This is a genomic window from Agarivorans aestuarii (assembly GCF_019670125.1).
In the GTDB taxonomy this organism is placed as follows: domain Bacteria; phylum Pseudomonadota; class Gammaproteobacteria; order Enterobacterales; family Celerinatantimonadaceae; genus Agarivorans; species Agarivorans aestuarii.
In genome coordinates this window covers 2249559-2275357 of the sequence record NZ_AP023033.1, presented here as the reverse complement: position 1 = coordinate 2275357, position 25799 = coordinate 2249559, and the positions used below count along the sequence as shown (strand labels likewise).

18 protein-coding genes and 6 tRNA genes are annotated in these 25799 nt (G+C 42.4%); 9 read left to right on the top strand and 15 right to left on the bottom strand.

Annotation, left to right across the window (positions count from 1 at the left end):
* Nucleotides 1–38: 38 nt before the first annotated feature.
* Nucleotides 39–575 (top strand): bifunctional 3-hydroxydecanoyl-ACP dehydratase/trans-2-decenoyl-ACP isomerase, encoded by a 537-nt coding sequence (fabA, locus tag K5609_RS10595; RefSeq protein WP_163134513.1) that lies wholly within the window; start codon nucleotides 39–41, stop codon nucleotides 573–575.
* A 51-nt stretch (nucleotides 576–626) separates the two neighbouring features.
* Here fabA and rmf read toward each other — a convergent pair whose 3' ends face one another.
* From rmf to rlmKL, 5 genes are all read right to left on the bottom strand, one after another.
* Nucleotides 627–803, bottom strand: coding sequence for a ribosome modulation factor (rmf, locus tag K5609_RS10590; protein ID WP_084681792.1), 177 nt, complete (start codon nucleotides 801–803; stop codon nucleotides 627–629).
* A gap of 148 nt (nucleotides 804–951) precedes the next feature.
* On the bottom strand, nucleotides 952–2778 hold the full coding sequence (locus K5609_RS10585) for a DUF3466 family protein (protein ID WP_221077112.1): 1827 nt from the start codon (nucleotides 2776–2778) through the stop codon (nucleotides 952–954).
* Entirely contained in the window at nucleotides 2775–4670 is a 1896-nt protein-coding gene (gene uup, locus K5609_RS10580) for an ATP-binding cassette ATPase Uup (RefSeq protein ID WP_221077111.1), read from the bottom strand. The genes K5609_RS10585 and uup overlap by 4 nt, the downstream gene beginning before the upstream one ends.
* Nucleotides 4664–4903, bottom strand: a complete 240-nt coding sequence (locus K5609_RS10575; protein ID WP_163135085.1) for a glutaredoxin family protein — start codon at nucleotides 4901–4903, stop codon at nucleotides 4664–4666. The genes uup and K5609_RS10575 overlap by 7 nt, the downstream gene beginning before the upstream one ends.
* A gap of 4 nt (nucleotides 4904–4907) precedes the next feature.
* Nucleotides 4908–7004: a bifunctional 23S rRNA (guanine(2069)-N(7))-methyltransferase RlmK/23S rRNA (guanine(2445)-N(2))-methyltransferase RlmL gene (rlmKL, locus tag K5609_RS10570; protein ID WP_221077110.1), complete on the bottom strand. Its 2097-nt coding sequence runs from the start codon at nucleotides 7002–7004 to the stop codon at nucleotides 4908–4910.
* Nucleotides 7005–7164: 160 nt separating this feature from the next.
* Here rlmKL and K5609_RS10565 point away from each other — a divergent pair.
* The 6 genes from K5609_RS10565 (at nucleotide 7165) to K5609_RS10540 (ending at nucleotide 8041) form a co-directional block, all read left to right on the top strand.
* Nucleotides 7165–7241, top strand: a tRNA-Met gene (locus K5609_RS10565).
* 83 nt (nucleotides 7242–7324) lie between these two features.
* Nucleotides 7325–7401, top strand: a tRNA-Met gene (locus K5609_RS10560).
* 83 nt (nucleotides 7402–7484) lie between these two features.
* Nucleotides 7485–7561, top strand: a tRNA-Met gene (locus K5609_RS10555).
* Between the two features lie 83 nt (nucleotides 7562–7644).
* Nucleotides 7645–7721, top strand: a tRNA-Met gene (locus tag K5609_RS10550).
* Nucleotides 7722–7804: 83 nt separating this feature from the next.
* Nucleotides 7805–7881, top strand: a tRNA-Met gene (locus tag K5609_RS10545).
* Between the two features lie 83 nt (nucleotides 7882–7964).
* Nucleotides 7965–8041, top strand: a tRNA-Met gene (locus K5609_RS10540).
* 60 nt (nucleotides 8042–8101) lie between these two features.
* Here K5609_RS10540 and K5609_RS10535 read toward each other — a convergent pair.
* A complete protein-coding gene (locus tag K5609_RS10535) occupies nucleotides 8102–8806 on the bottom strand; it encodes an SDR family oxidoreductase (RefSeq protein WP_221077109.1) in 705 nt (234 codons plus the stop codon).
* A gap of 114 nt (nucleotides 8807–8920) precedes the next feature.
* Here K5609_RS10535 and K5609_RS10530 point away from each other — a divergent pair, with 114 nt between their 5' ends.
* The gene (locus tag K5609_RS10530; protein ID WP_246611978.1) at nucleotides 8921–9340 is read left to right on the top strand and encodes a helix-turn-helix domain-containing protein; all 420 of its coding nucleotides are present in this window, start codon (nucleotides 8921–8923) and stop codon (nucleotides 9338–9340) included.
* A 47-nt stretch (nucleotides 9341–9387) separates the two neighbouring features.
* Here the strand turns inward: K5609_RS10530 and K5609_RS10525 are convergent, their stop codons facing one another.
* The 9 genes from K5609_RS10525 to seqA form a co-directional block, all read right to left on the bottom strand.
* The gene (locus tag K5609_RS10525) at nucleotides 9388–12459 is read right to left on the bottom strand and encodes an efflux RND transporter permease subunit (RefSeq protein WP_221077108.1); all 3072 of its coding nucleotides are present in this window, start codon (nucleotides 12457–12459) and stop codon (nucleotides 9388–9390) included.
* Nucleotides 12456–13541, bottom strand: coding sequence for an efflux RND transporter periplasmic adaptor subunit (locus K5609_RS10520; protein ID WP_246611977.1), 1086 nt, complete (start codon nucleotides 13539–13541; stop codon nucleotides 12456–12458). Before K5609_RS10520 ends, K5609_RS10525 begins: the two co-directional genes overlap by 4 nt.
* On the bottom strand, nucleotides 13541–14608 hold the full coding sequence (locus tag K5609_RS10515) for an efflux RND transporter periplasmic adaptor subunit (protein ID WP_221077107.1): 1068 nt from the start codon (nucleotides 14606–14608) through the stop codon (nucleotides 13541–13543). Before K5609_RS10515 ends, K5609_RS10520 begins: the two co-directional genes overlap by 1 nt.
* A 162-nt stretch (nucleotides 14609–14770) precedes the next feature.
* Nucleotides 14771–15166: a hotdog fold thioesterase gene (locus K5609_RS10510; protein ID WP_221077106.1), complete on the bottom strand. Its 396-nt coding sequence runs from the start codon at nucleotides 15164–15166 to the stop codon at nucleotides 14771–14773.
* A 17-nt stretch (nucleotides 15167–15183) separates the two neighbouring features.
* Nucleotides 15184–18234 carry a D-2-hydroxyglutarate dehydrogenase YdiJ gene (ydiJ, locus tag K5609_RS10505; RefSeq protein ID WP_221077105.1) on the bottom strand — a complete coding sequence of 1017 codons (3051 nt, stop codon included), beginning with the start codon at nucleotides 18232–18234 and terminating at the stop codon, nucleotides 15184–15186.
* A gap of 200 nt (nucleotides 18235–18434) precedes the next feature.
* The gene (gene astE, locus K5609_RS10500) at nucleotides 18435–19487 is read right to left on the bottom strand and encodes a succinylglutamate desuccinylase (protein WP_221077104.1); all 1053 of its coding nucleotides are present in this window, start codon (nucleotides 19485–19487) and stop codon (nucleotides 18435–18437) included.
* A gap of 103 nt (nucleotides 19488–19590) precedes the next feature.
* Nucleotides 19591–22065 (bottom strand): glycogen/starch/alpha-glucan phosphorylase, encoded by a 2475-nt coding sequence (locus K5609_RS10495; RefSeq protein WP_221077103.1) that lies wholly within the window; start codon nucleotides 22063–22065, stop codon nucleotides 19591–19593.
* A gap of 497 nt (nucleotides 22066–22562) precedes the next feature.
* On the bottom strand, nucleotides 22563–24212 hold the full coding sequence (pgm, locus tag K5609_RS10490) for a phosphoglucomutase (alpha-D-glucose-1,6-bisphosphate-dependent) (RefSeq protein ID WP_221077102.1): 1650 nt from the start codon (nucleotides 24210–24212) through the stop codon (nucleotides 22563–22565).
* A gap of 37 nt (nucleotides 24213–24249) precedes the next feature.
* Nucleotides 24250–24819, bottom strand: a complete 570-nt coding sequence (gene seqA / locus K5609_RS10485) for a replication initiation negative regulator SeqA (RefSeq protein ID WP_221077101.1) — start codon at nucleotides 24817–24819, stop codon at nucleotides 24250–24252.
* Nucleotides 24820–25009: 190 nt separating this feature from the next.
* On the opposite strand from seqA, the gene K5609_RS10480 reads away from it, so the two are divergent.
* A complete protein-coding gene (locus tag K5609_RS10480; protein WP_343212508.1) occupies nucleotides 25010–25780 on the top strand; it encodes an alpha/beta fold hydrolase in 771 nt (256 codons plus the stop codon).
* Nucleotides 25781–25799 lie beyond the last annotated feature (19 nt).

The following is a 25799-nucleotide window of genomic DNA, read 5'->3' as shown; positions in this document are numbered from 1 at the left end:
TCGCTAAAGTATCGGCAAATTTTTTAAAGGTATAATCCATGACTCAGGTTTCGCAAAAAGAACTAGGTAAAACTAGCTATGAACGCCAAGAATTGCTTGATTGCAGCCAAGGCCTCTTATTTGGTGAAGGAAACAGTAAGTTACCGGCGCCAAACATGCTAATGATGGACCGCATTCTAAAAATCACCCACGAGGGTGGTGAATTTGGAAACGGCGAAATCGTTGCTGAGTTAGACATTACTCCTGATTTATGGTTTTTTGATTGTCATTTCCCTGGCGACCCAGTAATGCCTGGTTGCTTAGGTTTAGATGCAATGTGGCAACTTGTGGGCTTTTTCTTAGGTTGGAGCGGTGGCCCAGGCAAAGGGCGAGCGTTGGGTGTAGGTGAGGTTAAGTTTACTGGCCAAGTATTGCCAACAGCAAAGAAAGTCACTTACCGTATTCAGATGAAGCGTGTAATTATGCGCAAACTGGTTATGGGTATTGCTGATGGTGTAGTAGAAGTAGATGGTCGCCAGATTTATTCTGCCAATGATCTAAAAGTGGGTTTATTTACCGACACCTCTACTTTCTAGTATTGCTAATACTCTGACATTAAAAAGCCCTATTTATAGGGCTTTTTTATATTAGTTATTGTCTAATCCTGAAACGCGTTCTTCAACAGCCTCACGCCACCCGCCGTACCAATGCCCTCTTGCGTCTGCTCCACCATACGGACAGGTCTCTTTAGACCTTCCTGATAAACCTGCTTGATAACCTTTGGCATGCGCTCTTTCTAAACGATCGCGTTTTTGTCTTTTCATAGACTTCTTCCTCATCAAGATCAGAAAACAAATCAGGAGCCCACTTGGACTCCTGATCTACTATCGCCTATCGTTTTTAAAAGATCAAAAACTAAATTTTTAAGTATTCGCTAACTAGTTGATATTTTTGTTGCACTTTAAAGACATTTTATCTTTTTATGAAACGCCTCACAAAAACAACAGGTAAGAGCAGTAAGCCTAACCACAAGCTAGAAGCCCCTTTACGCTCATAATTCACTTCTTCAATTTGTGGGCAAATTGCCAAGTCATCTATATCTGTCACCGCAGGGTTTCTTACTAATTTTAGTAACACTGCACGAGGATTTACTCCATTAACAAATTCTTCAGCACTTTGATAGTGATAGCCATTAGCAAATATATCGCCGTCATCGTTTATATGTGTAGCGAACTCAATCCGATAGAGTGGGATCTGGGGAGCTCCATCTTGCTCATAACAGGTTAATTGATTAAGCGTCCAGGTGTAGTTTGGGTTGCCTTCTAAATAGCGGTTGTAATCAAGTAAAAAACCTGTTTGACGGCGAGTTGTACCATTATAAGCGGGGTGTTCTTCGCCATCTCCGTCACGCCAACCAACAATTAATCCTTCATTATTTATATCGCTGAACTCGCTGTTAGCACCAGAAAACGGCCTATTACGTAGTGGCCAATTTACTTCTTGGTATGTTTCTGAATTTTGATCACCATCATATACAAAAGCTTCTACCGGGCGGTTACGTGACTTAACTTCTACGTATCGCAAATTACCAACAATTAAACTGGCGTCGTTTATTGCATTTGCCCAAGTGTGGGATACCGAATCGTCAAACTTGTCGTTATCACCATCAATTCTAATATTTGGGATTTTATTTAAGCTATAAGTGCCATCACCATTATCAGTATAGTAAGTTGCGCGGCCGCGTGAACCGTTAGTGCTGTCATAGACATCATCAGAAGAAAGTCCTACAAGGATTTCGCTATTTGCGTCCTTAACTAGATTATAGTTCGGCGCATTACCATATCGTGAACGAACATAGCCATCGACTAATTGCTCTCCGGAGATTTGATCACCATCAGCAGCATCAGTAATATCCCAAACCCAAGCCTGTGTATGAAAGCCCGAACAACGGTAGTAATTTTCCTGGTTGCCAAATTGGCACTCATCAAAACTGTCGCTGTTGGAATAACTGACACTACCTATACCAATAACAAGAGTACGGCCATCTTTTTCGATAATTTGTAAGCCTGATGATAAGCCACCTTTATCATCTTCTAGCTCGCCACTACTGTTAAAGGCTGTGGGTAGCAAAGTAACTTTAGCTTGGTCGCTTAAGCGCAAAGCAAACCCACGTTGAATAAAGTCCCTTGTATAATTTCCACCATCAGGATTGCTAAATGGCGCTGAGTCATAGCCTACAGCCCAACCCAATTCACTATTGACGTCATTCACTCGTGTATCAGTTGTGTAGTCGCTGTTAGCAATATCATCGAAAACATAAAGTTTTTCGTTAATGGTATCCCAAGTAGGCAACGGCGGCAGGTTCTTGCCATCGGTATGCATGCCACTAATATTTCGATTGGCTAAGAAAGAGAGCACATTAGATTGATACAAAACGGTTCTTTGTTCTCTTAAGCGTTTACGATAGGTATCGTAAAAGCTATTATCTCCGTAGAAGAACAAGTCACATACTTCACTAGCGTACTGGCAACCATAATCAAAAGTAGTTCTGTCGGAAAAATCGTAAAAGCGAAAAGCACTTCTAAAAGTTTGAGCACTACCCGCTACATACTCCCCATCATTACTTGCGGCAGTAACAACTAGGTCACCATTAGCTTCGACAAGTCCGTTACTGGTTTCTAGTGGGATTTCTTCTATAAGATAATAGGATTCGGTTTGTGCTGCTTGAGCAAAACTAGCAGACAATACTAAAGGCGCGAATGCCATTGCTAAAGAGCGTTTCATCATAGACTTCTTCATGAATTTTTTAGTTCTTCCAGTTCTTCCCAACGCATAAACAGATCTTCTAATTTCTGTTCAGCCTCGGCTAAGTTATTTAAAGTGTCTTGAACTCGATCCTGTTCTAAATTAAAGAACTCTGGTTCATTTACTTTACTTTGTAGTTCTTCAACTTGCGCCTCGGCAGCTTCCAATTTTTCGGGTAGCTGGTCAAGTTCAAGTTTCAATTTATATGACAACTTCTTAGTTTGTTTTTGACCACGTGAATTTTCTTCCGCTTTTTCAATTGGTTTTGGTGCAGGGGCTTTCTGCCGATTCTCAATGTAGCTTGCGACTTCAGAATATCCACCGACATAACTATCTACATTGCTTTTGCCATCAAAAAACCAAACGTGGCTTGCGGTATTGTCAATAAAGCTTCGATCATGGCTCACCAATAACACGGTACCTGGATATTGGCTTACCAACTCTTCTAATAGCTCCAGCGTTTCGACATCCAAATCGTTGGTTGGTTCATCAAGAACTAACAAATTGGCTGGTTTCAAAAATAACTTGGCCAGCATTAAGCGATTTTTCTCGCCGCCTGATAAGGCTTTAACCGGAGTAAATGCGCGTTTAGGATGAAACAAGAAGTCTTGCAGGTAACCCATTACATGGCGCTTATTACCATTGATTTCAATTTCTTGTTTGCCGCCAGCAAGGTTATCAAGCAGTGTTTTATCGGGATCCAACTCTTGGCGGTATTGGTCAAAGTAAGCCACATTTAGCTTGGTGCCGACTTTGAGTTTGCCAGAGCTTGGCTCTAGTTGCTCGAGCAGCAGTTTAATTAACGTTGATTTACCACAACCATTGCCTCCTACCAGCGCAATTTTGTCCCCTCGCATAACTAGCAAATCGAGCGGCGAAATAATCGGATAAGCCTCATCTGCGTAACTAAAGCTTAATTGCTCTGCTTCAAAAACGATTTTACCTGAACGCAAACCATCATCGATTTGCATATTGCTGGTGCCTTGACGATTAACCCGTTCGCTACGTTCATTTCGCATAGCCTTTAAAGCTCTAACTCGCCCTTCATTACGGGTTCGGCGAGCTTTAATCCCTTGGCGGATCCAGGTTTCTTCTTCGGCTAGGCGTTTATCAAACAGAGCATTCTGTTCTTCTTCAACCCTTAACCATTCTGCCTTACCTTCTAAGTAGGCATCATAGTTACCAGGCCAAGATGTAAGTACGCCCCGGTCGATATCGATAATTCGGGTAGCAATTTTGCGAATGAAGGCCCTATCGTGACTAATAAATACGATTGTGCCTTTAAAGTTAACCAAAAACTCCTCCAGCCATTTGATGGTAGTAATATCCAAATGGTTGGTGGGTTCATCAAGCAGCAATATATCTGGGTCGCCGGCCAAGGCTTTTGCTAGCGCAACCTTTCTCAGCCAACCGCCAGATAAACCTTGTAAAGGAGCGTCACCATCAAGCTTCATGGTGGTAAGCACTTGCTGGATTTCGTTGTCAAACTTCCAGCCGTCTACAACATCTATTTCATGCTGTATTTGCTGCATTCTTTTCAGTTCTTTTTCGCTCGAATGCTCACTGATGTTGGAAGTGAGGTGATGGAATTCACTAAGCAACTTGCCAATGTGTGGCTTACCTTCGGCAACATAATCAAAAATGCGCTGCTCGCTAGCTTCTGGCGGGTCTTGTTGCAAGCGGGTTATTACCACATCATTAACCAGCTGACGTTGCCCAGAATCTAGTTGAATAGCACCTTCTATCACTTGCAATAAGGTACTTTTTCCTGCGCCATTACGGCCAACTAAACATACCCGTTCGGCTTTATTTATTTGTACACTGGCTTTGTTTAGCAGTGGCGTATCGCCATAAGCCAAATAAGCGTCTTGTAGATTTACTAACACGTACAACTCTCTATAAATTGTTCTAACTGGCTAGCATCAAAGGGCCAGTTAATTCTTTGTTGGCTGGGTTCATGGCACAACACAGGGATACTGTAACGGTATTGTTCAACCAAAGACTCATCTTCAATTATATCTTGCTCTTTTAGCTCATGAATATTGGGATTAGCTAAAATCAACGCGCGAGCATCTTCGCAAAGGTGACAACCATCAGTACTATATAAAACCCAAGTCATACCACTAATCCTTGTGTATCATCCAACAATTATGAATTTGTTTGTTACGCTCAAAGTCAGGAGATAAGGACTGACTTGAAATATTTTTTACTTTAAGTCCCAGTTTATCGAGTGCTTCAATATCCATTTTAAATTGGCGTTTGTTGTTTGAGAAAATCAACTGACCGCCAGGATTGAGCAAACGTGAAACTGAGCTTAACAAATCAACATGATCTTTTTGAATATCAAATACTTCATCCATTTTTTTCGAGTTAGAAAAAGTAGGTGGATCAAGAAAGATAAGGTCCCAGCGTTGTGATATCTGAGTTTTTAACCAAGCCATACAATCGGCTCGGATAAACTCATGTTTACTTATAGGGAGCTGGTTTAATCTAAAGTTGTCTTTTGCCCAGTTTAGATAGGTATTAGACATATCTACCGTGGTCACTTTTGACGCTCCACCTAGTGCAGCATGCACCGACGCAGACCCCGTATAAGCAAAAAGGTTAAGTATTTTTTTATCGTGACTATTCTGCTGAATATAGTGACGCATGTTGCGATGGTCTAGAAACAGCCCTGTATCGAGATAATCAGTGAGGTTAACGTAAAACTTGGCCCCATACTCTTGAACAGCAAAGCGCTCTTTTTCGTCGCTATTACGTTCGTATTGTTGACGCCCTTTTTGTTGAGCACGCTGCTTAATGACTAGCTTGTCGTTAGCAACCAAATCACTTTGCAATAGTCCGGTGAGTAGATCCATTAAGCGACGACGCGCTTTGGCAGGCTCAATACTCTTAGGGGCGCGGTATTCTTGAACGATAACGTAGTCGTCGTAGCAATCTACAGCAACATTGTATTCGGGTAAGTCTGCATCATATAAGCGGTAACAAGTGATGTTGTCGCGTTTAATCCATTTTTGCAGCTTTTTCTTATTCTTTAATAAACGATTTACAAAGTCTTCAGCATACTTACGCTGGGTACCCTGCCCACCTTCACCAATTTGGTAGATTTTGAGCACACAATTAAGTGCACCATTCAGGAACTTATACTGCTTGTCACTGCGTAAGCGCAGATAGTCTAATAACTCTGGAGCAGCAGTAAACAGCGACAAGCGCCAGCCAGGATAGTTTTCGCGTACGCTAGCACCAAAGGATAAGAATAAGCCGATGAGTTTAGTTAGTTCACCTAATCGCTCGCCATAAGGAGGGTTAGACAAAATAAGCCCTGGTTCACTAGGTGCGGCCGGTAAATTTGCAGCATCATGAACATGAACAGAGATAATATCGCTTAAGCCTGCGCGTTCAATGTTAGCTTTAGCTACTGCTACCATGCGCTTGTCAATATCGTAGCCAATCAAACGCTGCTTACAATTTGCCAAGCCTGTTTCTGCTCGAGTATTTGCATCAGCCTGAATATCTCGCCAAGCAAATTTTGCGAAATTGCTTAAACGTTCAAAACCAAAACTACGATTAAGGCCTGGCGCAATATCAGCTGCTTGCATCGCTGCTTCTATAAGAATAGTGCCCGAACCACACATAGGGTCGATAAGGTACTTTTCTCGCCAATTACTTCTGGTCACTAAAGCTGAAGCTAAGTTTTCTCGCACAGGCGCTTCGCCTTGTTCTGTTCTATAACCTCGGCGATGTAAAGATGCGCCAGATAAATCGATGGAAATAGCTAAATACTTGCTAGCCAAGCGCACCACAACCCGTGCATCTTCATCAGTTTTAGCAACGTTAGGACGAGAGCCCTCTGTTTTATTAAACTGATCAACTATAGCGTCTTTTACTTTTAACGCGCCAAATTGACTATTGTCGATATAGTGGTTGGTTCCGCTACAATGCACTGAAAAAGTTTGATCGACGTTGAAATACTTATTCCAAGGTATCGAATATGCGGCTTGGTAGAGTTCATCTACGTTGTCAGCTTGTGTTTCAACCAAACGTAACAAAATACGCGATGCAACGCGTGACCACATACAAATCTTATAAGCCGTTGGCCAATCACAGGTGAAACTTACACCGGCAACTGTTTGTTTGCACTCATGTGCACCTAAGGCCTTTAATTCATCTAAACATAAGCTTTCTAAACCTTTAGCGGTCGAAGCGAAAAAATCTGCCATTACGATACTCTATTTATTTAACCCGTGGATTATACCTGTTTTGCTAAGGATCAGTAGTAAAAGCCTCATTCGGATAAATAATCGGCACTTGAGGGATTATTACAAATAATCTCTTGTATTATCACTACTCTCTGCGTACTATGCGCTCCGCAATAACGGACGCGGGATGGAGCAGTCTGGTAGCTCGTCGGGCTCATAACCCGAAGGTCGTTGGTTCAAATCCGGCTCCCGCAACCAATTCTTTATATAAGAATTGCTTAGTTCGAATAGCTAAGCCAAGTAACTATTCAAATCACTTAACTTATTCAGTTAAGACCGGACGCGGGATGGAGCAGTCTGGTAGCTCGTCGGGCTCATAACCCGAAGGTCGTTGGTTCAAATCCGGCTCCCGCAACCAATTCTTTATTTAAGAATTGCTTAGTTCGAATAGCTAAGCCAAGTAACTATTCAAATCACTTAACTTATTCAGTTAAGACCGGACGCGGGATGGAGCAGTCTGGTAGCTCGTCGGGCTCATAACCCGAAGGTCGTTGGTTCAAATCCGGCTCCCGCAACCAATTCTTTATTTAAGAATTGCTTAGTTCGAATAGCTAAGCCAAGTAACTATTCAAATCACTTAACTTATTCAGTTAAGACCGGACGCGGGATGGAGCAGTCTGGTAGCTCGTCGGGCTCATAACCCGAAGGTCGTTGGTTCAAATCCGGCTCCCGCAACCAATTCTTTATATAAGAATTGCTTAGTTCGAATAGCTAAGCCAAGTAACTATTCAAATCACTTAACTTATTCAGTTAAGACCGGACGCGGGATGGAGCAGTCTGGTAGCTCGTCGGGCTCATAACCCGAAGGTCGTTGGTTCAAATCCGGCTCCCGCAACCAATTCTTTATTTAAGAATTGCTTAGTTCGAATAGCTAAGCCAAGTAACTATTCAAATCACTTAACTTATTCAGTTAAGACCGGACGCGGGATGGAGCAGTCTGGTAGCTCGTCGGGCTCATAACCCGAAGGTCGTTGGTTCAAATCCGGCTCCCGCAACCAATTCTTACTCTTCTCTATTCTGTTCAAGCTAGCAGCCGCTTAAACAGCTGCCACTCCTAACTAAAATCCATACAAGCCAATATTTTCTAATTGAACTCTTGCTGGTTGTTTAAGCACAAACATTGCTGCCTCAGCTAGATCACTCACTTGCAGCCAACCTGGCTTTATATCGGATGCACACGTTGGTGCGGGTACCTGTACCAAGCCTGGACACAAACTATGTACTCTGATGCCGTACTCTCTTACTTCTTCTTGTAATGCTGCTGCGAGGCCGAGTACCGCAAATTTAGCGGCACAATATGGTCCAGCGTTGGCATAGCCATTTTTAGCTGCTTGCGAAGCAATATTAAGGATAAAGCCACCTTGATTAGATTTCATGCTTGGCAATACTGCTTGGCTCATCAAAAAGGTGCCTTTGGTACAGGTGTTTACAACCAGGTCCCAGTCTTCTTCACTACAGTGTTCAATAGTTTCGCCAACACCTAGTCCACTATTGTTTACCAATATATCTACACGGCCAAACTGAGCTATTACGAAGTCTTTTAGCGCCTGTACTTGTTGTTTGATGCGGATATCAGCAGCATAGCAATCTACCCTAATGCCAAATTCTTTTTGTAGCTGGCTAGCTGTATGCTCTAGTTTTGCTAAGTCTCTAGAGCTAATAACAACTCTAGCGCCCTGCTCAGCTAAGGCTTTAGCAATTGCCAAACCGATACCACTGCCACCACCTGTTACTATAGCGGCCTTGCCATTCACGCTTTCCATTTACTTACCTTAATTCGACTAATTGAAGTGAGTATTCTGCAAGTTTGCTGGACACAATCAATACTATAGTGCTAATTTTGTCGTACTTTGGTACGAGCAAGCAAGGGTATTCGATTGAACGATTTCTCCAACCGCCTAAAAGAATTAATGGGTGAACAAAGTGTTAGTGGCTTTGCCCGAAAAGTAGAGCTGAACGAAAGTTTAATCAGGAAGTATCTAAAAGGCTCAGAGCCAAGTTTGTCTAAAGCTAATCAAATAGCGCAAAAAGCCAACTGTTCACTAGAATGGTTAGCTACCGGTGAAGGCTATCAATACCGAAAAGCAGAAGTGGTTGACATGGAAGCCCTTGAAAAAGCCGTTGAACTTACTTTAGCGGCAGCAGAGCAACACGATTTAAGTGTAGAAAATGAAAAAGTAATGAAGGTGATTGTTGCCACTTATCAATACCTAAGGACAACACGCAAAAAAGATGGTTACTTTGATTTAGAAGAAGCAAAACCCTTTGTTAGATATGTGATGGGATTGTGCGGTTAAAAAAAGAGTTGCCAAGGCAACTCTTTATTATGTTACATCTAATTGCTTTAAAACTCTTTATAGTCTCGATACTTCACGTTAAAGAAGATAACGTACAATACCGGAACGATTAGCAAAGTAAGCACGGTTGCTACACCTAAACCAAACATCACCACCGCAGCCATAGACTCGAAGAACACATCCGAGATCAATGGAGCTACGCCTAAAATGGTAGTTACAGCTGCCATACAAACTGGTCTAACACGACTAACGGTAGAATCAAATACCGCTTGGTAGACCTCTTTACCGGCTGCTATATCAGCACTGATTTGATCGAGTAATACAATACCGTTTTTAAGCAGCATGCCCGATAAACTCAGCATTCCTAATAAAGCCATAAAACCAAAGGGTTTGCCTAGGAACAACAATCCAGAAGTAATACCTATCATAGCTAAAGGCACACAGCACCAAATAACCAAGGGCTTTTTAACTGAGTTAAACAAGAATACTGTAATCAAAAACATGATTAAGTAACCCATAGGCAATGATGCAAACAATGCTTCTTGAGCATCACCTGACGACTCGTATTCACCGCCCCATTGCAACTCATAACCAGATGGAAGTTCCAGAGCCTCAACTTGTGGTTTAACTTTGGCGAACAACTCTGCTGGTAATATATCGTTTTCAAAATCCGCATCGGCAAATACCGTTAGGGTACGCTTTTTGTCGCGTCGTTGAATAATCGGATCTTCGAACTTAACACTGAAACCATTTACCACTTGTTGAATTGGAATATAGCTTTTTAAACTCGGGCTCCAAATGCGCAAGCTTTCTAAAGAATCGATATCAATACGCTCTTGCTCAGGCAAACGACCAACTATAGGCAGTAGCGTAGTTCCTTCTCGATACAAACCCAAACTTAAACCGGCGAAGGCAAATTCAAGAGTTTGGTCTATGTCTGCTTTATTAATGCCAAGGCGTCGAGCTTGAGTTTCATTAAAGTTAGGTTCAATGTATTTAACGCGGTCACGCCAGTCGTGGCGCACATTAACAGTACCAGGAGTATTGTTAAATATTTTTTGAATGTCGGCAGCAATAGCGCGCAGTACATCGGGATCTGCGCCTTGAATTCTCGCCTCAATTTTGGCGTCAGTCGAAGGCCCAATTTCTAGTTTCTTAAACTTAAACTGAGCTTGAGGAAAGCCTTGCTCTACACCTTTACGCAGCGAAGACATCGCAGCTTCTGAGGTCTCGGCATCGGTGGTTCTCACTGCTATTTGGGCATAAGCTCCATAACTTTTCTCTGGTGAATAGGTTAACATAAAGCGTTGGAAACCCTTGCCTACTGACGAAGACACAAAAGTTACAGCGTCTGTTTCACGCGCCATGTTTTCCATTTCTTGTACCGATTTCTGAGTTTCGCGAATGTCAGTACCTTCTGGCATCCAAACATCAACCAAGAAAATAGGCGTAGAAGATGGTGGGAAAAATGATTGTTTTACGTAACCAAAACCCACAACAGATAAAGCAAACAAAGCCACTACCACAATCACTGTTGGCCATTTAAAGCGCAAACAGAAGTCTAATAGGGCTTTGTAAGCATTAAAGAATGCGCCTTTATATGGGTCGTTGTCTTCACCTTCAACTTGTTTTTCGCCCTCTTTGCCAAAAAATAATTGAGCAAAAAACGGAGTAATGGTGATTGCTGTAATCCAAGACAAAAACAGTGAAAACAACAATACCCAAAACAGTGAGCCAGCAAACTCACCGGTAGAATCGGGAGACAATCCAATTGGAGCAAACGCAGTAATAGCAATTACGGTTGCGCCAAGTAACGGCCACATGGTTTGCCCAACAATTTCTTGGGCAGACTCCAAGGTACTTAGGCCTTTTTTGCGGCCCATTAATATCCCTTCAACCACCACAATGGCGTTATCAACAAGCATACCTAAGGCGATGATAAGCGCGCCTAGAGAGATTCGCTGCAGTTCAATCTCCGCCTGCTTCATTAAAATGAAGGTGCCTAAACAGGTTAGGAATAGTATCAAGCCAATGAGTATGCCGCTTTTAAGCCCCATAAATATCAGCAGAACTACAATTACAATCACCACAGCCATGATTAAGTTCCACACAAAAGAACTTACCGACTTGTCAACTTCCTGAGGCTGGTTGTACATCGAATCGATAGTCATGCCAGCGGGTCTGGCGTAATCAATTTCCTGTAAACGTTGTTCTATTGCTTTGCCCACCTCAACCACATTTACCCCGCTAGTAAATGAAACACCAATATTAATGGCTTGGTTTTGATTAAAGCTAACCAAGTTACTCGGGATTTCCTCATATCCTCTAGAGATAGTAGCAACGTCTTTTAGGTAAATTAGTTTGTCGCCTGTTGTGCCAGGGATGATTAAATCACCTAACTCAGCAACAGATTTAAATGCACCGGTTGGGCGGATAGTTAATTGGTCCCCAGCAATCTGGATGTTACCAGCAGAAGTCACCATATTTTGAGAATTGAGCAAACTGGTTATTAAAGCCGGATCGAGGTTAAAGGTTGCTAGTTTCTGAATCGAAATTTCTATAAAAACTTGTTCAGTTTGCGCACCAGCAAGCGTTACTTTACCGACTCCTGGCACCAACTCAATTTCTCGTCTTACATAGTCAACGTAATCTTGTAAGTCTTTGTAGTCGTAGTTTTCACCAGATACCATATACATGATGCCGTATACGTCACCAAAATCATCGTTAACCAAGGGAGTTGATACGCCAGGCGGTAATTGCGATGTCATGTCCCCTACTTTTCGACGAAGTTCATCCCATATTTGCGGTAGTTCATCGGGACCATAAATGTTTTTCATGGTAACCGTAATCTGAGACATACCCGGAGTACTCAGAGAGACAATATCATCAACATAAGGAAGCGCTTGAAGCGCTTTCTCTACTGGGTAAGTCACCTCTTCTTCTACTTCGGTAGAGGTGGCTCCTGGGTACATGGTAACAACCACAGCATCTTTAATAGTAAATGGGGGATCTTCTAGTTGTCCCAATCCGCTAAATGATAGGATTCCGCCAATCAACAAGATCAGGGTAAACATCCAACTAATGATTGAATTTTTTACAAAATATCCTGCAATGCTCATTGCTTATCCTTCTTTAAAACCACCGATTGACCATCAACTAAACGATTCGCACCAACAGATACAATCACGTCTCCGTCATTTAAACCCTGATTGATTTCGATAAAGTCGCCAGAAAGTGTACCAATTGTTACTTCCTGCTTTTCTACAGTGGCATCGTCTTTATAACGCCAAACAACCGGCCGCTGCTGGCTTATATTTAAACCGTCCGGCATTACAACCGCGGCTACAGGCACCAGGAAGTCGCGACTATAGGTGTAGGTCACATCAGATAGGTCAATTGACACCTTAGCTTGCATGCCTTCTAACACCGCAAATTTCTTGTCGAAAGGTACCAATATGGTCGCGATATAACTTCGGGTAGATTGGTCTTTTTCAAGGTTAAGCTCATAAGGTATGCCGCGAAATGTGCGATCTGGAAAGGCTTCAAAATTTACGTCTATTTCCATGCGGTTAATTCGGTCTTTGCCTAATTTGGCCACCGCGATAATCATATCGGGTAACTGTACATCCACTTCAACAAAGTCCACCTTGTGCATGCTTAGAACCGCAGATCCAGGTTGTACATTTACAAATGGGTCGGCAAATACATCACCTACAATTCCCTCAAAGGGGGCGCGTAGTTCAGTGTATTTCAACATTAGTAGGGCTTTTTTATATTCAGCCGATGCAACTAAATACTCTGCACGCATTTTGTCGTATTCGCTTTGCGACAGAAGCTTTTGATCAAGTAAGGCTTTGGCTCGTTCAAATTGCTGTTTGGTTAAGGTTAAGCGCGCTTCACGATCGTTAACGACAATTTGATAATCTCTTTTGTCAAGTTCAGCTAACAAATCGCCTTTATTTACTTTTTGGCCTTTATTCACCAATATTTGGCGAATTTCACCGTCTACTCTAAAAGACAAATCGGCTAAGTCGTGCGCTCGAGCAATACCGTTGAAGTCACGGTCTACTGTGTTACTGGTTTCTGGTAAGTTATACACTTCTACAACTTGCTGTTGCTCTACGATGTTTGACTCTTTACCACAAGCAGCTAGCAAAGAGAGCATCACCGAGCTTATTAGTATTTGTTTAAAAGGCATCATTATAATCCTCTCTCCTTAACCCATTTAACAGCGGCTTGACCATCGTTGAGTTCGGTAGCGCCAGCTATCACTAACCAATCTCCATCGATTAGCCCCGAGGTAATCATGCCATTAGCAAGCTCAATTTTGGTTTTGATGACTTTGTTTGAATTAGGATCCCAAACAAATACAAAATCTTGATTATCCTCATTAACGACACTTCCTAAAGGAGCTTTTACGCTAGAACTTGAACTTTGGGTAGTTGACTCAATTTGAACTTGGGTAGCCATACCCGGAAAGATATTTAGCTCATCTGGTATAGGTAGACTAAGCACAATGGTATAGCTGGCTGTAGAGGGGTCGGCAACAGTGCTCAGCTCTTTTAGCGAGGCATCATACCATTGCTCACGCCCTTGAAATTGCACCCTTAAGTTTGGAGCTGCATCGCCATTAATTCGAGAAGCTTGGAAAATACCGATGAGACGCTCTGGCAGCTGAAAATTCACATCTACGCTTGATTCTGTTTGCAAGCTAAGTACTTGCTGTTTCTGATATACATATTCGTATTGGTCTGCATATTTGCTAGCGATTAAACCATCGTATGGAGCTAAGAGTTTGGTATAACTTAAGTTAACTTTTGCCTTATCTAAGGCCGCTTGGCTAATCGAAAATTGGCTTTTGGAGCGGTCATAATCGCTTCTAGAGATAACGCCTCGGTCTACCAACTGAGTAGCTCGGTCAAAAAGTACTTTGGCTAAGTAGTAGTTGGCTTCGGCTACCTCTAGCTCTTGGTTGTACATTGCAGGGTCTAAGTTAGCAAGGGGCTGACCTGCCACCACAGCGTCACCCGGTTTAACCAAGATCTCGTCTAAGCGCCCTGCAACTTGGAAAGAAAGAATGGCAGTGTCAGATGCAAAGGTTTCTCCTGGCAGGGTTCTAATTCGTGTTCCGTCTCCGATTTCGACCAGTTCTACTTTTACAGGTCTGGGGTAGGTTTTTACAGATTCAACAGGGTCTTTGTTACAGCCTAATAGCAGTAAACTGCTAAAAGCGACTATTCCAAGACCACGATAGGTTTGACGCGACATAAGGATCCCTAAGTTAATTTACCAATACATATTCAACGTTAGACGTATAACCGCCAATCATCAAAATATTTGCGCTAAATTAGACTTCGAAATCCTATAAAGTTCAGTTTGTTAGATGTAATAAATTAGTGAAAAAAAGGGAAAGTTTTAACAACTTGGCAGCTATTTAGATTTAACCATCACGGTTAGCCGAGAACTACACACCATTTCGTTGCTTTGTTCAATATTGATTTGCCATACTTGCAGAGAATTACCCAGCTTAATAGGGCTAGCCTTGGCAGTGACCTCGCCATGCCTAACTGCTTTTAAATGATTGGCGTTAATTTCAACACCAACCACCATAGATTTATCACCTGCAACACAATAAGCAGCACAACTGGCTAAGCTTTCGGCAAGAACGACATTTGCTCCACCATGCAGCAAACCCATTGGCTGCTTAACTTTTTCAGTTACCGGCATTTTAGCCACTAAATAGTCTTCGCCGATTTCAGTGAACTCTATATCAAGATAGGCGAGCATATTGCCCTCGCCCATCTTATTTAAGGTTGCCAAGCTCATTGGCAAATTCCAGATGCTCAAGACATTAAGCTCAACAGAATTTGTAATGGGTGCTTTGGCTTTTCACCTTCTAAGCGTTTAACTTGGCTTCTACATGAGTAACCAGTAACCATACAGCGCTCTTTAGGTAAACTTGCCATTTTTTGCTTCCAGCTCAACTCATAGATAGCTTTAGAAGTCGCTAATTGCTTGGCGTCGTGCCCGTAAGTACCCGCCATGCCACAACAGCCTACGGCCACATCCTGCAAATTAGCACCAAAGCGATTAAATACCTGCTGCCACTGCTTGAATGCATCTGCTTTAAGCGCTTTTTCTGTGCAGTGACCAAACAAATACCAAGCTTGTTTATCACTCACTTGTTGAGCTTCATAAACACTAGCATCTATTGAATCAAGCCACTCCTGTACTACTAGAACATTAAAGTCGCCCCTAGTATCGCCAAGCGCGTGTTTATATTCGTCGCGGTAACAAAGCACCAGTGCGGGTTCTACACCGACCATTTTAATTCCAAGCTCACTCACCTGATTCAAAAATGCCGCACTAGTTTGAGCAGACTTATTAAACTTGCTCAAGAAGCCCTTAATGTGTTGCGGCTTTCCGTTAGGTTTAAACGGTAATAGCACAGGATTTAGTCCAAGCTTTTTCGCTAACTTAACGAAGTCTTCGACCAACTCTGCCTCATAAAAGCTAGTGAAGGGGTCTTGAACGACCAACACTGTGTTCTGCTTTTCTTCATCACTCAAGTTTTGCAAAGCATTGTAGTCATACTTGCTACTTAAACTTTCTGGGATGCGCTGAGCGAGCGTCGGGAAACTAAGAGTGGGAATGTCTACCATTCCAATGGTTTTCTCTACGGCTAGGCTTGCCCAGTTTGGTGACATAGCAAAATTGAACAAACGGGGCGCTTTTGCCATTAATGGCGCATAGCTCTCTACATAAGCAACGAAGTAATCTTTAAGTGGACGTAAATAACGACCATGATACACATTCAAAAATCGTGAGCGGAAGGTAGGTACATCTACTTTAATTGGACAGCCAGTAGTACATGCTTTACAGGCGAGACAGGTTTGCATCGCATCATAAACTTCGTGGCTATAGTCATACTCGCCTTTAGACTTAGCAATGCTATTTCTAATTTTAAGCAGAATACTGTCTGGTGAAATAAACCTAGCGTTTAACTTTTCTTCTTGCGCTAGTGGGTCAACTTTTAAAGCGGCTAATTGGCGTAACCATTCGCGCATTAAGCCAGCCCGGCCTTTTGGTGAGTATCTGCGGTCTCCGGTAGCTTTAAATGAAGGGCACATTGGACTACTGGTATCATAGTTAAAGCAAAGTCCGTTGCCATTACATTCCATGGCATTTTTAAAGCTGTCACGTACCTCAATGGCTATTTCACGGTCATAAGCGCCGCGTTTTGTGCCATCAACTGAGACTAGCTGCTCTTCGCTATGCAAAGGCGTGCAAATCTTGCCCGGGTTTATTTGGTTGTAAGGATCGAAAGCAGCTTTTATTTTCCGAAGCTCAGCGAACAGTTCTTGACCAAAAAACTCAGGCCCGTATTCAGAGCGAAAGCCCTTTCCGTGCTCGCCCCACATTAATCCTTTGTACTTGGCGGTAAGTGCTACTACTTGATCCGAGATCTCGCGCATAAGGATTTCTTGTTCAGGGTCACACAAGTCTAAGGCTGGACGAACATGTAATACGCCTGAGTCTACATGGCCAAACATACCGTAATGCAAACCTTTACCATCAAGTAACTCTCTAAACTCTACGATAAAGTCAGCCAAATTCTCTGGTGGTACACAGGTGTCTTCGGCAAAGGCTACCGGCTTAGCACTACCAGCTGTATTGCCTAATAAACCAACCGCTTTCTTACGCATGTTGTAGATGGCATTAATGCAGGTTAAGTCATCACAACATTGAAAACCAATAACACCGAGTTCGGTAACCGCTGTCTGCGATAAAATCTCGACAAGATTGTTTATCTTTTGCTGTTGAAGTGCTTCGTCATTTTCAGCAAATTCAACAATGTTAATGCCCTGCATTTCTTGCTCGGGTACATCACTAATTAACTCTCTAACGCTATCCCAAACGACGTCTTGCTGGGCCAGGTTAAGAACCTTGGAATCAATGGTCTCAACAGATAAAGCCTGAGCGTCTACTAAACTAGGCGCATGACGTAAGGCCGATTGGAAAGAATCATACTTAACCGTAACCAAAGTTCGATATTTGGGAATGGGAGTAAGATCTAGCTTGGCTTCAGTGATAAACGCCAATGAGCCTTCTGAGCCACACAAAATCCGGGTTAAATCTAGGCTATCTCGCTCAGGTGAATAGGCATTTTTTAGATCATAACCTGTTAGAAAACGATTAAGTTGTGGGAATTTCTCTTCAACCAGCGAGCGCATATCAACACAGGCATGTTTAACCGCAGTGTAAATATCAGTTAACGACTCACGCTGCTGATCTAGCTGATCAACACGAACTGGGTCGGTATCAATTTCTTCACCGCTAGCTAATACTGCTTTTAAGCCGATAACATGGTCGCTGGTTTTACCGTAGACCATTGAACCCTGACCTGATGCATCGGTATTGATCATACCCCCCAAGGTAGCGCGATTACTGGTGGATAAATCGGGGGAGAAAAACAAACCGTGCTCTTTTAACACGCTGTTTAGTTGGTCTTTTACAATACCCGTTTCCACCCTAACCCAACGCTCTTCAACATTAAGTTCGATGACCTTGTTCATAAACTTAGATAAATCGACAACGATACCTTCGGTTAAAGACTGGCCATTGGTTCCAGTACCACCGCCTCGAGGGCTAAGTTTAATTGACTGGAAAGTTGAAGCGGACGCTAAACGGCAGATCTGCCTTATGTCGTTGCTTGTTTTTGGGAAAACGACTGCTTGTGGCAAATATTGATAAACAGAATTATCGGTAGCGACCGCTAAACGACTGGCGTAAGAAGTTTGAATTTCACCAGAAAAAGCCGATTGTTCAAGCTTCGCTAAATAATCTAAATAAAGAGCCTCAAGAGAATGCTGAGGGCTTAACTTAGGGATCATAAATCCGTTGTCCCACTCTAAGGTATTAAAAATTGGAAGGATTATATCACGGGATCTAGTGCTTCAATACGTCTTTGATTGTAACAATGTGTTGTACTGCATTTTGTTTACTAGCTAGCGTGAACGCAAAGTTAATGACCTGAATAACAGATTATAAGCTAGTGATGCATCGTGAATTTAGAATCACTAGCTTTATATTCTTATATCAGCCTATGTTTTTTTTCTGCTTGGACAATATCTGATTGAGTCATTCTTTTTACTAACAATACTGCTCGTTGACCAATTGCTACCTTGTCATTAGGAAATACAATGGCTTTAGGACCGTTACTAATAACTACTCGTTCACTACCCTCTTTGGCGAGCTCATAACCAGTTTGGTATTCAGTAAAGTTGGCTTGGCTTTGATTGAAGCTAAAGCAAAAATCATCTTGATGCTTGTCTACCACATCACTCACTTCAAACAAGACTGCTCGCTTAGGCTTAAAGTCTAATGACTTGAGGTTGCTAGCGCTAAGTAGCTGTTTCAGCGTGGTAGTGAGTTGATCTAGTTTACTTAAGTCGTTTTGACCAAAAGCATGTACTTTGCCTAGTTCAACGGTAAAAGCTACCACACCGTATTTGGCACTTGAATGGTAGCTAAATGTTGATGCTGGCTCGTTTGAAAAAAGTACACAGTCCACTCCACAAGATTGCAACAGCGCTAAACTCGATTTTTTCCATGGCTTACCATGGGTAAAGGGATAAACAGCAAACTTTTCGTGTTTGGAACTTCTAATCGCAGTATGTAGATCTAAGTGATAGGCGGGTAAATGCTGATAGGCTTTGTAGAAACAGTCTAAGAGAGTTTCCAATTGATTAGCGCGCTCTACTTCATAGCTGCGCTCGTAATTTTTATGCTTACCTATAAACAAACGATTTAAGTTTACACTTAACTCTCTTTTAGCCTCAATCATCGCTGGAGGGTTACCAAGAATGACCAGCAAGGGTTGGTCTAACTTTATCTCCAAGGAAAAAATATCAGAAACTAATTTATCTAAGCATTCAATGGGTGCTGTTTCGTTGCCATGTATTCCGGCAGACAACACAATTGCTCGACTAGATGTTGACTCTTTAGGTTCGAATTGCAGTACACCAGATGCTAATAACTTCACCTTGGTATTATTAGCTAATTCAAACTCAAAGGTGTCGGCGTTTTGCGGAGAGTTTAAGGTGAACGCTAGCAGACCCTGTTGGATTAAAGCTGTTTTCGCCACATCTTGTCCTTAGATATCTTAGAAGTGGCCAATAGTATGCTAGTTTTTCACGCATAAAAAAAGGGAGACATTGTCTCCCTTTTTTAGCTAAAAACTAAGGTTCTTAGTTAGGCATAACTTTTTCAAGTTTCCAGATGCGGTCTACGTAATCTTCAATAGAACGGTCTGAGTTGAACTTACCTACTGAAGCAGAGTTGATGATAGCCATCTTAGCCCACTTCTTCTGGTCGCGGTAAGCTAGGTCAACAGCAGTGTACTGAGTAGTGAAGGACTCGAAGTCAGCCAATACTAGGTACGGGTCACCACCTTCTAACAAGCTGTGCTTGATTGAAGCTAGCTCACCAGGTGCACCAGGAGTGAAGAAGTCTGTTTCTAACCAATCTAGAACAGCTTTCAGCTCAGGGTTTCCGTAGTAGTAATCCCATGGGTTGTAACCAGCAGCTTTAAGCGCTTTAACTTCGTCACAATCCATACCGAAGATGAAGATGTTCTCGTCACCAACTTCTTCGCGGATTTCTACGTTTGCACCGTCCATAGTACCAAGAGTTAGTGCACCGTTTAGGGCAAACTTCATGTTACCAGTACCAGATGCTTCGTAACCTGCAGTAGAAATCTGTAGAGATACGTCACCTGCTGGGAATAGTTTCTCAGCAAGAGTTACACGGTAGTTAGGCATGAACACAACTTTCAGCTTGTCTTTAATGCGTGGGTCGTTGTTCACTTTATCTGCAACTTTGTTGATTGCGTAGATAATGTCTTTAGCTAACTTGTAACCAGGAGCAGCTTTAGAACCGAAGATGAATACTTGTGGGCCCATATCGTAATCTGGGTTTTCAAGTAGACGACGGTAAAGTGCTAGGATGTGTAGCAGTGCTAGGTGTTGACGCTTGTACTCGTGTAGACGCTTAATAAGAACGTTGAACATTGCATCAGGGCTTACTTTGATGCCACATAGTTCTTCGATCTTGTCAGCTAGTTCTACTTTCTTCTCGCGTTTAATCGCCATGAAGTTTTTCTGGAACTTAGCATCGTCTGCAAACTTAGCAGCGCCTTTTAGCTCGTCTAACTTACGCGGCCAATCAGTACCAACGGTTTCGTTGTACATGTTAGCTAGCTGTTCGTTACAAGCAAGCAACCAACGACGAGGAGTTACACCGTTTGTTACGTTTACGAAACGCTCTGGCCATAGTTCGTAGAACTCAGGGAACAGATCTTCTTTAACCAACTCTGAGTGCATTGCTGCAACACCGTTAGTTTTGAAACAAGTAACAACACATAGGAACGCCATGCGAACCATGCGAGTTTCACCTTCTTCAATAATAGAAAGGTGACGTTTCATTTCATCGTTGCCAGGCCATTTAGCTTCAACTTCGTCTTCAAGGAAACGACGGTTGATTTCATAAATGATTTCTAGGTGACGTGGAAGTACTTTCTCGAACAAGTACACAGCCCATTTTTCTAGTGCTTCTGGCAATAGAGTGTGGTTTGTGTAAGCGAAAGTTTCTTTACAGATCTTCCAAGCGTCATCCCAAACTAGACCTTCTTCGTCGATAAGAATGCGCATCAACTCAGGAATAGCAACAGTTGGGTGAGTATCGTTCAACTGAATAACAGCTTGCTTAGAGAACTGAGAGAAGTCACTGTGGTTACGCTTGTAACGACGAATAATATCTTTTAGTGAACAAGCACAGAAGAAGTATTGTTGGATTAGACGAAGCTCTTTACCAGCTTCTGACTCGTCGTTTGGATACAATACTTTAGAAACTGCTTCAGCTTGAGATTTCTCAGATTGAGAATCGATGTAACCACCGGCATTGAAAACGTCCCAATCAAAGAAGTCAGCAGCTTTAGATTCCCACAAACGTAGTACGTTTACAGTTTTAGCTTCGTAACCAACTACTGGGATATCCCATGGCACACCTTTGATTTGACGACCAGCATGCCAAACTTTGCGCATTTTGCCATCTTCGCCAAATACAGTTTCAACGTAACCGTATAGAGGAACTTCTTGAACTGATTCTGGACGGCAGATTTCCCAAGGGTTACCGTACTCGCGCCAGCTATCAGGACGCTCGATTTGACGACCGCCTTGAATTTCTTGACGGAATAAACCATGCTCGTAATGGATACCGTAACCTACCGCTGGGTAGTTAAGAGTAGCCAAAGAATCGATGAAACAAGCAGCTAGACGACCTAAACCACCGTTACCAAGTGCCATATCAGGCTCTTCGTCACAGATGTCGTTAACGTCTTTACCAAGATCTGCCAATGCATCACGTGCAGCGCCAAAAACGCCTACGTTGTGCATGTTGTTCACTGTCAAACGACCCATCAAGAATTCTAGTGATAAGTAGTGAACTGCACGAGAATCTTTATCTGCATTCGCTTTAGAAGTTTCAGTTAAGCGTTCGAAAACTAACTCGTTTACTGCTGCACAAGTGGCTTTCCACCAAGCTTGATTGTTAGCGCGAGCTTCGTCAGTACCACAGGTACTACGAAGATGTTTAACGATAGCATCTTTAAACTGATCTTTAGATAACGCTACTGTGTTTGTTGCTTTTGCCTTTTTAGCGGCCATGTGAATTTCCTTTGTATCTAACCTTTGTGGTGACATCTTCCAACGTAGCATTCGATGGTTAACCGAACAACAAATGCTACAAAAGACTGTATGTGCTCAAAAATCCGAGCTCATGTTACCGATGCGGAACGATATTATATACGTTCTACATCACATTTAGGTAAAAAAGCCTCTCTCAAGACTAAATTTTTATGCATTTTTTGGAAAAAATGCTTTTTCACTCAAAGAACCGAAATGAAGTGTAAAGAAAACCCGCCAAAAGCCCAGCATTTGAAAATGCTTTCATAAGTAAATCGGAAGCAATCTTGATCGGAATCAATTAATACGGGGCTTTTGATTCAAATCGTTCAAATTATAGACCTATACCATTGTAATGCGCTTTTGTAACAAAACTATTACAGAACTTGCAATTTGAAGCAGTTGGCATACGTTTTCAGGCGGAATTTATGCACAAAAAAAGGGTATTTATTCAATACCCTTCATCCGGTGCTTATAGATTATAGACCAGCTTTTGCCAATGCTGCAGAAACAATGGTTTGAGCTTCTTGTTCAATTAGAGCTAAATGTTGCTCACCTTTGAAACTTTCCATGTAAATCTTATAGATAGCTTCAGTACCCGATGGACGAGCAGCGAACCAACCGTTTTCGGTTACAACTTTTAAGCCACCAATAGCAGCGCCATTGCCTGGTGCAGCAGTTAGTTTGGCTGTAATAGTCTCACCAGCTAAGGTTTCGGCTTCTACCATGGCTGGGTCCAATGCGCTAAGTACTGCTTTTTGCTCGATGCTTGCTGGCGCATCGATACGCTTGTAGCAAGGCTCGCCAAACTGCTCAACAAACCCTTGGTAGTGCTCGCCTGGATCTTTGCCAGTAACGGCAATAATTTCCGCTGCAAGTAAGGCTAGAATAATACCGTCTTTATCGGTACTCCATACGCCACCATCTTTACGAAGGAAAGAAGCACCTGCACTTTCTTCGCCGCCAAAAGCGATACTTCCATCAAACAAACCGTCAACAAACCACTTGAAGCCAACAGGTACTTCCTTTAGTTCACGGCCTAAGCTTGTAGCTACGCGGTCAATCATTGAGCTTGAAACTAATGTTTTACCAATTGCTGCATCTGCGCCCCATTGGCTGCGGTGCGAGTACAAGTAGTTAATCGCCACTGCCAAGTAGTGGTTTGGATTTAGTAGACCACTGCTCTTTGTAACAATGCCATGACGGTCATAGTCTGGGTCATTGGCTACAGCGACATCAAATTTGTCTTTAAGTGCAATTAAGCTGGCCATCGCATAAGGAGATGAACAGTCCATACGGATCTTGCCGTCTTTATCTAAGGTCATAAACGAGAAAGTAGGGTCAACACGATCGTTAACAACTTCAATGTCTAAACCATAGGTTTCTGCAATTACCGACCAGTAAGCAATACCACTGCCGCCTAATGGGTCTACGCCAATTTTTACTTTGGCTTTAGCAATCGCATCTATATCTAATACGTTTGCTAGATCGTCAACATAAGGCTTAATGTAGTCAATAGCGACAATTGAAGGTTTAGTAATAGCATCATCATATGCAATACGCTTAACGTCTTTTAAGCCGTTAGCTAATATTTCATTGGCTCTATCTTGAACAACTTTAGTCACGTCGCCATCGGCTGGGCCACCATTAGGTGGGTTGTATTTAAAGCCACCGTCTTCCGGCGGATTGTGTGATGGAGTAATCACTACGCCATCAGCTTGTTCTTTACCCAAGCGGTTATAAGCCAAAATTGCGTGAGAAATAACGGGAGTTGGCGTGTAACCAAGACCTTCTTGATAACGAACCTCTACCCCATTTGCTGCAAACACTTCGATTGCTGAACAAAAAGCAGGCTCAGATAAAGCGTGTGTATCTTTACCTATATATAAGGGGCCAGTGGTACCTTGAGCTAAACGATACTCTGCAATAGCTTGGCTAACTGCCAAAATGTGGTTTTCGTTAAACGCTTTTTTGCTAGAACTACCACGGTGACCTGAAGTACCAAATGCAACTTGCTGCTCTCTAATTGATACGTCTGGTTCTAGTAAGTAATAGTCAGCCACTAATCGTGGAATGTTTGCAAGATGCTCAGCCTGAGCTGGCGTACCTGCTAAAGGGTGAATAGCCATTAATAGCTTCTCCGATGCTTAAGTTTAAGATAAATAGTTAGACCGCTTCACATAAGCGTTCAATTTGAAATTCTTGTAAACCCATTTCACTGGCGACATGCTGAAGAATATGGCGTTTGCGCGCAGTGTTGGTATTGGTGATCACCCAATAAGGACTATTTGGTATAGCTTGAGGTTTGCTGGTTTTTCCAGAGGCCAGTAATAAGTCTTTATCTTGCGAGAAGTATTCGCGTTTACTTCCTTTTAATACACAAGCTTTAGCAAACTGCTCGCCGCTTATGGCGTAAAGGCCTGACAGCAATGATAAGAAACGTTTTGTTGAACTGCCAGCTTCAGTTATTTCGGCAAAATTGAAATAATCTAAAGGGTCACTATCAGACACATCGGCTTCTGCTACAGTTGCAGTATGTGCAGCTTCAACTACTAACTCTTGCTCTATGTTGTCCTCATCTTTGTTCTCAACAACAATAACTGCCTGCTCTTCTGGTAATTCTTGACCATCAACTTCTAGCAGTCGCCTTAGAATATCTGAGGCACTTTCACCAATGTGTTTAGTTTGGCTGGCAATGTATAAATACAAATCTTCTTCAATTTCTATCGTTTTCATCGTTTCTTTCTAGGATTGCAAAGCTCTTAACATAGCTATTTATTATACATAGCAGCGCTAATAACTCACCAACAATCCTAATTTGATCTTTTGAAAGGCCATTTTATGAACAAAGAAATGACTTTCAAATACTTGTAGTAATAGAGCTGCAAAGGCAGACTAACAATTTTGTGACATTTGTGGAGCCAGATTGTTGAACCTGCATTATAAAGAACAAGGACAAGGCTACCCTATCCTGCTCATTCATGGATTATTTGGAAGCTTATCCAATTTAGGCATTTTAGCTAAACACTTGGCTGGTTTATCCTATCGGGTGATAAGTGTAGATACGCTGAATCATGGTTTGTCGCCACGGTCAGAATCTATGAACTATCAACTCCAGGCGAAAGCAGTTAAGACTTTATGTGAAAAGTTAGACATTTCACAATGTGCCATTGTTGGCCACTCTATGGGTGGAAAAATAGCCATGGCTACTGCGCAACTTTACCCCGATTTAGTAAGCGCCTTAGTTGTTGGCGACATCGCGCCGGTAGCTTATCAACACAACCACACGGCGGTATTTTCTGGCTTAAAGAGCTTTGATCCAAAAGACATAAAATCGCGTTCAGACGCAGAAAGCTTATTGGCGGAGCATATTCAAGAAGCTGGCGTACGCCAGTTTTTGCTCAAGTCATTGGCTAACACAAAGCAAGGTTGGCAATGGCTATTCAACATTGAGCAACTGGCACTATGCTACAACAGCATCATTGGCTGGGAACAATTTGGTCAATTTGAGCACGCTTGTTTGTTTATAAAAGGTGAAAACTCAGACTATATTGTGAGTAAATATCAGCAATCAGTGGGCCAGCAATTTCCTAAAGCTGAGCTGAAAATGATTGCCGGAACCGGACATTGGTTACACGCTGAAAAACCAGCTATTTTCAACCGTTTAACTGAGCAGTTTTTAGCCAAGCATATTTAACACCTGGTGGCGCTTTATG